General features: G+C 66.0%; 13 protein-coding genes. 7 read left to right on the forward strand and 6 right to left on the reverse strand.

All coding sequences use genetic code 11. The features are described from left to right. Window positions 1-1,024 (forward strand): pyridoxal phosphate-dependent aminotransferase (locus EGJ34_RS09655; RefSeq protein WP_125360277.1); only part of this gene is annotated, 1,024 nt, incomplete at its 5' end. 130 nt (window positions 1,025-1,154) lie between these two features. Here EGJ34_RS09655 and zipA read toward each other — a convergent pair. The 6 genes from zipA to EGJ34_RS09685 form a co-directional block, all read right to left on the reverse strand. After that, complete coding sequence (gene zipA / locus EGJ34_RS09660; protein ID WP_125360278.1) at window positions 1,155-1,889, reverse strand: cell division protein ZipA; 735 nt, start codon at window positions 1,887-1,889, stop codon at window positions 1,155-1,157. Window positions 1,890-1,932: 43 nt separating this feature from the next. Then, window positions 1,933-5,436: a chromosome segregation protein SMC gene (smc, locus tag EGJ34_RS09665; RefSeq protein ID WP_125360279.1), complete on the reverse strand. Its 3,504-nt coding sequence runs from the start codon at window positions 5,434-5,436 to the stop codon at window positions 1,933-1,935. 728 nt (window positions 5,437-6,164) lie between these two features. Then, window positions 6,165-6,614, reverse strand: a complete 450-nt coding sequence (gene rplI / locus EGJ34_RS09670; RefSeq protein WP_125360280.1) for a 50S ribosomal protein L9 — start codon at window positions 6,612-6,614, stop codon at window positions 6,165-6,167. 105 nt (window positions 6,615-6,719) lie between these two features. Continuing rightward, complete coding sequence (rpsR, locus tag EGJ34_RS09675) at window positions 6,720-6,950, reverse strand: 30S ribosomal protein S18 (protein ID WP_002804494.1); 231 nt, start codon at window positions 6,948-6,950, stop codon at window positions 6,720-6,722. A gap of 11 nt (window positions 6,951-6,961) precedes the next feature. Further along, complete coding sequence (gene rpsF, locus EGJ34_RS09680) at window positions 6,962-7,399, reverse strand: 30S ribosomal protein S6 (protein ID WP_125360281.1); 438 nt, start codon at window positions 7,397-7,399, stop codon at window positions 6,962-6,964. A 166-nt stretch (window positions 7,400-7,565) separates the two neighbouring features. Then, window positions 7,566-7,904: an iron-sulfur cluster assembly accessory protein gene (locus EGJ34_RS09685; RefSeq protein ID WP_125360282.1), complete on the reverse strand. Its 339-nt coding sequence runs from the start codon at window positions 7,902-7,904 to the stop codon at window positions 7,566-7,568. Between the two features lie 129 nt (window positions 7,905-8,033). Here EGJ34_RS09685 and asnS point away from each other — a divergent pair, with 129 nt between their 5' ends. The 6 genes from asnS to EGJ34_RS09715 are packed head-to-tail and all read left to right on the forward strand — an operon-like array spanning window position 8,034 to window position 11,940. Continuing rightward, window positions 8,034-9,428 carry an asparagine--tRNA ligase gene (gene asnS, locus EGJ34_RS09690; RefSeq protein WP_125360283.1) on the forward strand — a complete coding sequence of 465 codons (1,395 nt, stop codon included), beginning with the start codon at window positions 8,034-8,036 and terminating at the stop codon, window positions 9,426-9,428. Window positions 9,429-9,464: 36 nt separating this feature from the next. Further along, window positions 9,465-9,770 carry a hypothetical protein gene (locus tag EGJ34_RS09695; RefSeq protein WP_125360284.1) on the forward strand — a complete coding sequence of 102 codons (306 nt, stop codon included), beginning with the start codon at window positions 9,465-9,467 and terminating at the stop codon, window positions 9,768-9,770. Then, window positions 9,767-10,081 carry a hypothetical protein gene (locus tag EGJ34_RS09700; protein ID WP_125360285.1) on the forward strand — a complete coding sequence of 105 codons (315 nt, stop codon included), beginning with the start codon at window positions 9,767-9,769 and terminating at the stop codon, window positions 10,079-10,081. Before EGJ34_RS09695 ends, EGJ34_RS09700 begins: the two co-directional genes overlap by 4 nt. A gap of 7 nt (window positions 10,082-10,088) precedes the next feature. Continuing rightward, complete coding sequence (locus EGJ34_RS09705; RefSeq protein WP_125360286.1) at window positions 10,089-10,727, forward strand: FMN-binding negative transcriptional regulator; 639 nt, start codon at window positions 10,089-10,091, stop codon at window positions 10,725-10,727. A gap of 21 nt (window positions 10,728-10,748) precedes the next feature. Continuing rightward, window positions 10,749-11,411, forward strand: a complete 663-nt coding sequence (gene can, locus EGJ34_RS09710; protein ID WP_125360287.1) for a carbonate dehydratase — start codon at window positions 10,749-10,751, stop codon at window positions 11,409-11,411. A gap of 22 nt (window positions 11,412-11,433) precedes the next feature. Further along, entirely contained in the window at window positions 11,434-11,940 is a 507-nt protein-coding gene (locus tag EGJ34_RS09715; RefSeq protein ID WP_125360288.1) for a 3-hydroxyanthranilate 3,4-dioxygenase, read from the forward strand. Window positions 11,941-11,969: the final 29 nt, after the last annotated feature.

Genomic DNA, 11,969 nt, shown 5'->3' on the forward strand with positions numbered 1-11,969 from the left:
GGCCAGCGCCGCTGTGCCGCACGCCGCCGCTCCGGTGCTGCTGAACTTCAATGAGTGTCCCTACGGCCCCGCCCCCGGCGCACAAGTGGCCGCTCGCGACATCGTGGCCGGTAGCGGGCGCTATCTGTTTGCGCTTGCTGGTGAACTGCGCGACGTGTTCGCCGCACAGGAAGATGTCGCCGCCGAGCGGGTCCGGCTGTATCCGGGCTCCAGCGAACCGCTGAACCGGGCCGCCGTGGTGTGGACCTCGCCCACCGCCGGGCTGGTGGTCGCCGACCCCACCTTTGAAAGCCTGGGCGACCTCGCTGCCGCGCGTGGGGCCCAGGTGGAGCAGGTACCGCTGCGCGCCGACGGTGCCCACGACCTGCGCGCGATGGTCACTGCAGCGCAACGGATCAACGCCGGCCTGCTGTACCTGTGCAACCCGAACAACCCGACCGGTTCGATCACCCCGGCGGCGGAGATTGCCTGGCTGCTGGCCCACAAGCCCGCGCAGACGCGGGTGCTGGTCGACGAGGCCTACATCCAGTACAGCGACCAGCCCTCACTGATCGGCCAGGTGATGCAGCGCGACGATGTGATCGTGCTGCGCACGTTCTCCAAGCTCTATGGCATGGCCGGTATGCGGCTGGGCGTGGCCGCGGCGCATCCGGACCGTCTGCGCGAACTGGGAACCCTGGGTGACAACCCGGTACCGGTGACCGCGCTGGCCGCCGGGCTGGCCAGCCTGCGCGATTCAGGACTGGTGGCACAGCGCAAGGCGCAGAACGCGCAGGTACGGCAGGCTACGGTTGCGTGGCTGGGCAAGCGCGGGTTTTCCTGCGTGCCGTCCGAAGCGAACTGTTTCGTGGTGGACGTGCAGCGCGATGGCAAGGCGTTTGTCGCCGCGATGGCCGAGCGCGGCGTCATCATCGGTCGCAGTTGGCCGATCTGGCCGCAGCGGGTGCGGGTGACGGTGGGCACCGAGGCGGAGATGGACGCGTTTCGTGTGGCGTTTGCGGCGGTTGCGGGCGTGCCCGCGTAGGGTTCATGCAGGCCGGCCAACGGCCGGCGCTACCGGAATGTATCTGGAGGAAAGCCCCCTTCGTGTTGAAGGGGGCGCGCCGAAGGCGGGGGGATTAGGTGGAATGCGTGGACGAAAGCGCTCCGTTGGTTCACCAACGGGGCGCTTTCGTAAGTGGCGGGGCCTGATGCTGGCGGTCATACGCCCGCAGCTCATCGCGGATATGCGCGATCCGCTGGCGGCCGAGCGTGGCGCGGCTGTCGTCCAGCACCTCGCCGTTGAGCAGTTCGCCCATGCGCTGCACCGTGGGCAGCATCTTTTCCCAGGCATCCAGCGCGGTCAGCGGGGCTGGCAGGGTCAGGAAGAACGCGATCGCCGGCGTTTCCATTTCGCGGATGCTGGCCATGTCGAAGCTGCCCGGCTTCATGATGTTGGCCATCGAGAAGATCGGACCGCGCTCGGGGTGCCCTTCCACCAGGCGATGGAATACGTTCATGTGGCCGAACACCAGCCCGGTCTTCTCCGCCGCCACGACAATGTCTTCGCCGCGCAGCTTTTCACCGGCACGGGCAGCGACGAACAGCGAGACGATTTTGTCGAAGTCCTGGGTGGCGCGCTTGCCGAGGTCGCTGGCCGGGGTGGCGTCCACCTCGGGCAGGCCCAGCTCGGCCTGGCTTACACCCTCTTCTCCGTCGAGACCGGCCTCGGCAGCGCCACCCGGCTGGTCGCCCAGCAACGGCTCGCGGCGCTGACCGGAGGCGCTGTCGGCTCCCTCAACGCGCCGACCCTGGACCTTCTTCTTCGGGCGGCCGAACAGGAAGATGGCCGCCACCAAGAGGACGCCGGCCACAAGAATGCCGATTCTGAGCAGTGCCACGTCGGACATTTGAAGGGTCTCCAGCTAAATACGTTCAGGTAAGCATGGCACGTCAGGCCGCGCCCGCCAATCGTGCCGCCTCTTCCAGGTCCACGCTGACCAGACGACTGACCCCCGGTTCGCGCATGGTGACGCCCGACAGCTGGTGGGCTGCCTCCATGGTCGCTTTGTTGTGGCTTACGAACAGGAACTGCACTTTCTCGCTCATCTCCTTGACCATGTTGGCGAGTCGACCGACGTTGGCTTCGTCCAGCGGCGCGTCCACTTCGTCCAGCAGGCAGAACGGCGCGGGGTTGAGCTGGAAGATCGCAAACACCAGCGCCACTGCGGTCATCGCCTTCTCACCACCGGACAGCAGCGAGATGCTCGACACGCGCTTGCCCGGCGGGCGCGCCATGATCGCAACACCGGTGTCGAGCAGGTCTTCACCGGTCAGTTCCAGATAGGCGTGGCCGCCACCGAACAGGCGCGGATACAGCTGCTGCACGCCGGCGTTGACCCGGTCGAAGGTGTCCTTGAAGCGACCCCGGGTTTCGCGGTCGATCTTGCGGATGGCGTCTTCCAGGGTTTCCAGCGCGGTGCACAGGTCGGTGTTCTGCGCGTCGAGGTAGTCGGAGCGCTGCGACGCTTCGCCGTATTCCTGGATGGCGGCCAGGTTGACCGGCTCCAGCCGGCGCATGCGACCGTCGATCTGATGCACGGCCTGTTCCCATTCGCTGATCCGCGCCTCTTCGGGCAGCGTGTTGATCACGTCCTGCAGCACAAAGCCGGCCTTTTCCACCGAGGCGGTGAGCTGTTCGGCGCTGAGCACCAGCGCCTGCTGGTCGAGCTTGCGCTGGGAAATGCGCTCGCGCTGGGCCAGCGCCTGCTCGTCACGCTGATGCCGGGTCTGCTCGAAGGTGCGCAGTTCGGCGTCGATGCCTTCCAGCAGCGTGCGCGCTTCGCCGAGCACGCGGTCGGCGCGGACGCGCTCGCCGAGGGCATTCTGGTGTTCGGCTTCCAGCGACTGCACCGGTGAATCACCCTCGTCGAGCTGCGCGTGCAGTTCACCCAGGCGCGAATCCAGCTGGCCACGCTGGGTGCTCATGCGTTCCAGTGCCTGGCCCAGCGATGTGAGCTGGGCACGCTGCGATTCCAGCGTGAGTGCCAGGGCGTGCGAGCGCTCGCGCACGGTTCGCGCGGCTTCGCGGGCCTGATCGCGGGCGTCGCTGAGCTGGCGGCGTTCGCCTTCCAGCGCCTGCCGCACGGACTCGAGGTCGCCCATGCTGCTGACCGCGTCATCCAGCCGGGCGCGGGCTTCACGCACCTGCTCGCGACCGGTGTCGAGCGTTTCCATCAGCTGGGCCAGCTCGCCTTCGATGCGGTCGATGCGGGTCCGCGCGGCTTCGACCTTGCCCTGCTGGCTCTGCAGCTGGCCACCGAGTTCGGACACGCTGCGATGCGCGAGGTACAACTGGCGCTGCGCATCTTCACGCTGCTGCTCGCCGGCCAGCAGCTGGTCACGGAACGTGGCCAGCTGTTCTTCCAGCGCGGCTTCGCGTTCCTGCAGGGCGTCGATCTGTTCGCGCAGGGTGACGATCTCGCGCTCACGCAGCAGCGCACCCTGCTTGGCGGCACCGGAGCGCGAAACGCGCACCCAGCCCTCGCCGAGGCGCTCTCCGCCGCGGGTGATGACCGAGTCGCCCTCGGCCAGCGTGGCCTGCAGCGCGCGCGCCTGCTCAAGGTCTTCGGCGGCGTGCAGACGGGCCAGCAGGCGACGGATCGCGGTCGGCCCCTGCACCTTGGCCGCCAGCGAGGTCGGGGCGACGTCCAGCGGTTCCTGCTCGGCGCTGACCAGCGCGATGCGGCCCTCGCCCAGTTCGGCCAGTGCGCCGACCAGCTGTTCGGGGGCATCGACCAGCACGCCTTCGATCAACTGCCCCAGCGCGCTTTCCACGGCATTTTCCCATCCGCTGTCCACGCTCAGGCGTTCACCGACGCGGGCACCGGAGTCCAGGCCGTGCTGCTTGAGCCAGGCCACGGCCGCCCCCTGCTCCTGGCCGAGGGCGGCCTGCTGCAGGGTTTCCAGGGAGGACAGACGGCCGCGGGCGGCCTGGGCCTGCTTGCGGATGTCGGCGAGCTCGGCCTGGCCGCTGCGCTGGCGGTCCTGAAGGCCGGCGACGGCCTCTTTGCGGGATTCCACGGCCTCGGTCAGTCCGTCCAGCGCGGCCTTCTGGGTTTCGTGCTGGAGCTGGATTTCCTCGAAGGCTTCGGCCAATGCGTCGAGGTCGAGCCCGGTCCGTTCGGCGGCCAGCGCCTCGCGGCGGCGGTCGGCTTCCAGCACCTGGCGGTCGAGGTAATCCACGCGGGTGCGCTCGACTTCGCCGGCGCGCGAAGCTTCAGAGGTGCTGCGGGTGTGCGCTTCCCAGCGCGCCTGCCAGTCGGACAACCGGCTTTCGGCGTCGCGCAGGGCTTCCTGCTTGATCTCGTTTTCTTCCTGCAGCTGTTCCAGCTGTGGCTCGGCCTGCTCAACGGCTTCGCGCAGGACGATCATTTTGGCTTCATCGCCGCTGATGTGCTGGCCGAGGTCGGCCAGGGCCTGCTGGGTTTCATCGCGGGCCTTGTGCAGGCGCTGCGACATTTCCTTCTGGTGCTGGATCTGCTGTTCAAGCCGGGCCAGGGTGCTGCCGACCTGGTAGACCTCGGCCTGGGCGGTGCTGAGGGCATCGGCGGCTTCCTCGCGGCGCACGCGGCTGGTTTCAATGCGGGCTTCGGCGTCACGCTGGTCGGCGATCAGCTGCTGCAGGCGGGTTTCTTCCTGCGACAGGGCTTCGCGCAGGCCACTCAGGCGGCCATCCAGGTTGCGGAACTCCAGTGCCTTCCACTCGGCATCCTTGACCTTGCGCTCTTCCTGCAGGGCCTGGTACTGCTCGGCCTGGCGGGCCTGGCGCTTGAGGTGTTCAAGCTGCTTGCCGATCTCCTCGCGCAGGTCGTTGAGGCGGTCGAGGTTCTCGCGGGTGTGGCGGATGCGGGTTTCGGTTTCCTTGCGGCGCTCCTTGTACTTGGAGATGCCGGCGGCTTCTTCCAGGTAGACGCGCAGGTCTTCGGGCCGGGCTTCGATGATCTGGCTGATCATGCCCTGTTCGATGATGGAGTAGCTGCGAGGGCCGAGGCCGGTACCGAGGAACAGGTCGGTGATGTCACGCCGACGGCACTTGGTTCCGTTCAGATAGTAATTGCTGCTGCCATCACGGCTGACCGTACGCTTGACCGAGATCTCGTTGAACGAGGCATATTCGCCGGAGATGGTGTGGTCGGTATTGTCGAAAATGAGTTCGACGGTGGCCTGCGAGACGGGCTTGCGGGCGGACGAGCCGGAGAAAATGACGTCGGTCAGCGAATCGCCGCGCAGGCGGCTGGCCGAGCTTTCGCCCATGACCCAGCGAACGGCGTCGATGATGTTGGACTTGCCACACCCATTGGGCCCGACCACGCCGGTCATGTTGGTGGGCAGATGCAGGGTGGTGGGATCAACGAACGACTTGAAGCCGGAGAGCTTGATCGTGGACAGACGCATGGCGTGGTTGGCTTTCCGGGGCAGTCGCGATGGCCCTGAGTATACCGGGGATGGGCCATGTCACCCTCCCAAGGTGGCAGGGTCTCCGTAGAGCCGGGCTTGCCCGGCTGCTGTTGGCTTTTGGCGAACAACCGATATTCACGGATTCCCTGGCCTGGCGGCTCGGGATGGGCGTTCTGGGGGACGCTGTGAATACATCCATGTAAGCTCATCGCCGCTTGCACGTCTGCGCAATCCTGCGCACACGGCAAGACCGGGGTTGGGCGTCCTGCCCAACCCGTCGGGCGCATGCGCCCGACCCATGTGGCTCGTGCCCCCTCCAGCCCAACCCGACCCGCCCCGGCAGGCCATCGGTGGCCACGGAAGATCAAATGCGGCGTTGTTCCGTTTTCCATGCGTTATCGGGCGCGGGGTGTTTCACGGCCGTCGTCTGTCGACCGACGCTACCACCCTCCCCCGCGGGGCATTGGATTGTTCCTGGCCGCATTGCGACCAACCGTCGGGGGCGGGGCCAGGTACCCTCCGGAGGGACACTCCACGGCATGGATGCCGTGGAGTAGCCCCCATGGATGGGTTCACGGCGTGTCCCGGAGCGAGGGTGCCTGGCCCCGCCCCAGCACGTAGAAATCGAAACGCCGCATTTCGCGGACACCTTCATCAGGCGACCAAAACAAAAACGGGCACCCTTGCGGGTACCCGTTTCAGCGATTCCGGCTTTTCAGCTGGGATCAGGCTTCGCCGACCACGATCACCTTGACGGTGGTTTCGACGTCAGCGTGCAGGGCCAGCACCACGTCGAACTCGCCGACGTTGCGGAAGGCGCCTTCGCCCAGGATCACTTCGCTCTTTTCCACCGGCAGGCCGGCCTTGGTGAAGGCTTCGGCGATGTCGCGCGGGCCGACCGAGCCGTACAGCTTGCCTTCGGTCGAGGCGTTGGCGGGGATCGTCACGCTCGCGCCTTCCAGCTTGGCCTTGCGGGCTTCGGCTTCGGCGTGGATGGCGTTGGCCTTGGCTTCGTAGTCAGCGCGCTTGGCTTCGAACTCGGCCTTGTTGGTTTCGGTCGCCGGCACGGCGAAGCCGCCCGGAACCAGGAAGTTACGGCCGTAGCCCGGCTTCACTTCGACCAGGTCACCCAGGGTGCCCAGGTTCTTGACCTTCTTGATGAGGATCAGCTGCATGTTGAAACTCCAAATCGTTATTCGTTAGCGAAGCCCGCAGGCCCCGCAGCAGATGGCTGTCCGAATAGCTGGCGGAACGGGCGGCGCGAGGCCGCCCATCCGGCATCAGACGTCGTGGTTGTCGGTGTACGGGATCAGGGCCAGGAAACGGGCGCGCTTGACGGCCGTGGCCAGCTGGCGCTGGTACTTCGACTTGGTGCCGGTGACGCGGCTCGGCACGATCTTGCCGTTCTCGGTCAGGTACTGGCGCAGGGTGTTGAGATCCTTGTAGTCGATCTCCTTCACACCTTCAGCCGTGAACTTGCAGAACTTGCGGCGACGGAAGAACTTGGACATGTGCGTGCTCCTTAGGCGGCAGAAGCGGCGTCGTCGCCGGCTTCGTTGTCAGCGGTGTTGGCGGCTTCGCCTTCTTCGTCGTCACGACGACGACGCTCACCACGCTCGGGCTTGTCGCCCTTCTCGTCCTTGCTCTTCATGATCAGCGACTGCTCGGTGTCAGCCTCGTCGCGGAGCAGGACGAGGTTGCGCAGCACGGCGTCGTTGAACTTGAAGCTTTCGGTCAGTTCGTTCAGCACGGCCTGATCCACTTCGATGTTCATCAGCACGTAATGTGCCTTGACCAGGTTCTGGATCGGGTAGGCCAGCTGACGACGGCCCCAGTCTTCCAGACGGTGGATGGTGCCGTTGCCGCCCTCGACCAGCGCCTTGTAGCGCTCGATCATGGCCGGGACCTGCTCGCTCTGGTCCGGATGGACCATGAACACGACTTCGTAATGACGACTCATGTGTGTATACCTTTCGGATGTGGCCTTTTCAGGCCGGACAGCTCCCCGCAGGTGAACGCGGTGGAGCAAGGGATCCCGCCCGGAGCCGGACAGGAAGCCGCGCATTATCGCAGCGGATGGGGGTTCAGGGCAAGCACGGCACGCCGGCGCTCAACCTGAACGGGATTCAGGCCTTGTCGGCGTCGGTGGTGAAGCTCTCGCCGCAGCCACATTCGGCAGTGGCGTTGGGGTTTCTGAACGTGAAGGTCTCGCTCAGGCCCTGCTTGCCGAAGTCGATTTCGGTGCCGTCCACCAGCTCCAGGCTGGCCGCGTCCACATAGATGCGCACGCCATCCTGCTCGAACACGGTGTCGCCCTCGCGCTGGTCGCGGGCCAGGTCGGTCACATGACCCCAGCCCGAGCAGCCGGTGCGGGTCACGCCAAAGCGCAGGCCCAGTGCGCCCGGGGTCTGGGCAACGAACTTCTGCACGCGGGCAAAGGCAACGGGGGTAAGGCTTACGGCCATGACAGGCATCTCCAGCAGATCGGTCTCATTATAGGTCCACGGCCCAGTCAGAAATGCCTCGCAAGCAGAACACTGCAACCGTTAAACTTCCCGTTCAGAGATCGAGTCGATCAATAGAGGATTCAAGTCATGACGGTGGTCAGCGTTGAACATGCGCTTGCCGGGAATATCCCGGAAGGCGGCGAGGCAACAGTACGGGGCTGGGTGCGCACGGTGCGCGGGTCTGCGGCGCTGGCCTTCGTCAATGTGACCGACGGTTCATGCTTCGCCCCCATCCAGGTGGTGGTCAACGATACGCTGGAGAACTTCGAAGCGGTCAAGGCGCTTACCCCGGGCTGTTCGCTGATCGCGCGCGGCACCCTGGTCAAGTCGCAGGGCAAGGGCCAGTCCTTCGAGATCCAGGCCGAATCGGTCGAGATCGTCGGCCTGGTCGAAGACCCGCTGACCTACCCGATCCAGCCCAAGCCGATGTCGCCGGAATTCCTGCGTGAAGTGGCGCACCTGCGCCCGCGCACCAACCTGTTCGGCGCGGTCACCCGCATCCGCAACTGCCTGGCCCAGGCCGTGCACCGCTTCTTCCACCAGAACGGCTTCAACTGGATCAGCACCCCGATCATCACCACCTCCGACGCCGAGGGCGCGGGGCAGATGTTCCGCGTGTCGACCCTGGACATGGTCAACCTGCCGCGCAACGACAAGGGCGAGGTCGACTTCAGCCGTGACTTCTTCGGCAAGGAAACCTTCCTGACCGTGTCCGGCCAGCTCAACGTCGAGGCCTACTGCCTGGCGCTGAGCAAGGTGTACACCTTCGGCCCGACCTTCCGCGCCGAGAACTCCCACACCACCCGCCATCTGGCCGAGTTCTGGATGATCGAGCCGGAAATCGCCTTCGCCGACCTGGCCGAAGACGCGCGGCTGGCCGAGCAGTTCCTGAAGTACCTGTTCCGTGCGGTGCTGGATGAGCGCGGCGACGATCTGGCCTTCCTGGCCGAGCGCGTCGACAAGAATGCGATCACCAAGCTGGAAGCGTTCATCAACTCGCCGTTCGAGCAGATCGACTACACCGAAGCGGTGAAGCTGCTGCAGAACTCCGGCAGGAAGTTCGACTTCCCGGTCGAATGGGGCCTGGACCTGCAGACCGAACACGAGCGCTGGCTGACCGAGGAACACATCGGCCGCCCGGTGGTGGTGACCAACTACCCCGAGCACATCAAGGCCTTCTACATGCGCCTGAACGACGACGGCAAGACCGTCGCCGCGATGGACGTGCTGGCCCCGGGCATCGGCGAGATCATCGGCGGCAGCCAGCGCGAAGAGCGCCTGGAAGTGCTCGACGCGCGCATGGCGCAGTTCGGCCTGGACCCGGCGCATTACGGCTGGTACCGCGACTTCCGCCGCTACGGGTCGGTGCCGCATGCCGGCTTCGGCCTCGGCTTCGAGCGCCTGGTGGTGTACGTGTGCGGGCTGGGCAACATCCGCGACGCCATCCCCTACCCGCGCGCACCGGGCAGCGCCGAGTTCTGACCCGGCGGCCATCCACCTGATCACGGAGGCAATCCCATGACCCTGTTCTTCGCGCTGTGTTTCGTCGGCGTGGCGATCGCCGGGTTCAGTGCCTTCGTGATCTTCTGGCCGCTGACGCTCATCCATATCCGCGACCGCCACCCGGCGCTGGCCGATCGTTTCGGCAGCGGCGCGTTCCTGCAGCCGCAGGCCCTGCGCTGGTTGCTGGAGCGCGATTACCGACAGACACCCGACCGCTCGCTGTCGGGTCTTGCGACGCCGGCCTGGCTGTCGCTGCTCACCTTGCTGGCCGGACTGGGCATGGCTGCCCTGCTCTGGCTGCTTTCACTGGTACTGACATGAATGACATTTCCGCCGTGCGCGACTCCTGGTGGTTGGCCAGCCTGGGCAACACGCTGATCTGGGCACGCCTGCGCGTGCGCCCGGCCGGCACCGCCGAGGTGCTGGACAGCGATGGCAACACGCTCAGCTATGACAGCGAGGACACCGCGCGCGCGCAGCTGTTCGACGCCGAGTTCGTCGAATTCGACGGGCTGGATGAGGAAGACGCGCTGATCCGAGGCTTCTCGCTGCACGAGGTGCAGCCGCCCCAGGCCGTCGACGACGACGGCCTGCGCGGGCGCATGGTGCAGAGCCTGGGCCGGAGCGTCTGAGGCCCCCGTGTTCACCCCCTCCTCCTTCGCCACGCGCGACCCGATCTGGCTGGACCGGCTGATCACGCGCGATGCGTTCGTGACCCTGGTGACCACCGGCCCCGATGGCCTGCCCTGCGTGACCCTGCTGCCGGTGCTGTATCGCCGCGACGGCGAAGGCATCGTGATCGAAGGGCACTGGGCCAGGGCCAACCCGCAGTCGCGTCACAGCGGCCCGGCGCTGGTGCTGGTGCACGGCCCGCACGGCTACGTGTCGCCGGGCTGGTACCCGGACAAGGAAAGCGAAGGCCGCGTGCCGACCTGGAACTACGCCGCCGCCGAACTGCGCGGCACGCTGGAAACCATCACCGACCGCGACTGGCTGGTCGACCTGCTGGACCGGTTGAGCCTCCATAACGAATCCCAGGTCGGCAGCGACTGGCGCTTTGACCCGGACGACACCCGCCAGGCCAAACTGCTGCCGGGCATCGTCGGTTTCCGTTTCCGCGCCGAGCAGGTGCAGATCAAGCTCAAGCTGAGCCAGAACCACCCCGACGCCAACCAGCTGTCGGTGATTGCTGCCCTCGAGGCCGAAGGCACCCCCGCTTCCCGCGAGCTTGCGCAGTGGATGCGCGACGTTCGCGACCCGGCCGCCGCTGGCGGCTGATATCACAGGAATACCCGCCCCATGAAAGACATCCACAAACTGCTGCAGAACAACCGCGACTGGGCCGACCGGATCGAGAAGGAAGACCCGGAGTTCTTCGCCCAGCTGGCTAAGCAGCAACACCCGGAGTATCTGTGGATCGGCTGCTCGGACTCGCGCGTACCGGCCAACCAGATCATCGGCATGGCTCCGGGTGAAGTGTTTGTCCACCGCAACATCGCCAACGTGGTGGTGCACACGGATCTGAACTGCCTGAGCGTGATCCAGTACGCGGTGGACCAGCTGAAGATCAAGCACATCCTGATCGTGGGTCATTACGGCTGCGGCGGCGTGCACGCCAGCCTCAACAACGTGCGCGTCGGCCTGGCCGACAACTGGCTGCGCCACGTCAGCGACGTCGCCCAGAAGCACGCCGCCATTCTCGACGGGATCGACGATCCCGACCTCAAGCATGCGCGCCTGTGCGAACTGAACGTGATCGAGCAGGTGGTCAACGCCTGCCGCTCGACCATCGTGCAGGACGCCTGGGCGCGCGGCCAGAAGCTGATGGTGCACGGCTGGGTGTACAGCCTGAAAGACGGTCGCGTCAGTGAAATGGGCATCGACGTGGGCGCACCGGAAGACCTGCCGGCCGCCTACGAAAAGGCCCTCGCCCATGTACCGCGCCAAGGCAAGCGCGACTGACCCTTTCTGCAAGGAACGCCCCATGTTGCCCGCACCGATCAACCTGCACGCCTGGATCGAAGAGAACCGGCACCTGCTCAAGCCGCCTGTCGGCAACAAGATGATCGAGAACGGCGACTTCATCGTGATGGTGGTCGGCGGCCCGAACAGCCGCACCGACTTCCATTACGACGAGGGCCCGGAGTGGTTCTACCAGCTGGAAGGGGAAATGACCCTGAAGGTGCAGGAAAATGGCCAGGTGCGCGACATTCCGATCCGTGCCGGCGAGATTTTCCTGCTGCCCGGCGGCGTGCCGCATTCGCCGCGCCGCCCATCCGGCGGCGTCGGCCTGGTGGTGGAACGGAAGCGTCTGCCGCACGAGCGCGACGGGGTGATGTGGTTCTGCGAGCGCTGCAACCACAAGCTGCATGAGGTGTACTTCACCCTGGAGAACATCGAAACCGATCTGCCGAAGGTGTTTGCCGAGTACCAGGCGAATCTGGAACTGCGCACCTGTGATGCCTGCGGGCATGTGGATCCGTTGCCCTAACTCCCCCGCCCGGCACAGCAACCTTGCGT

It is taken from the genome of Stenotrophomonas sp. 278 (genome assembly GCF_003935715.1).
Classification (GTDB): domain Bacteria; phylum Pseudomonadota; class Gammaproteobacteria; order Xanthomonadales; family Xanthomonadaceae; genus Stenotrophomonas; species Stenotrophomonas maltophilia_AH.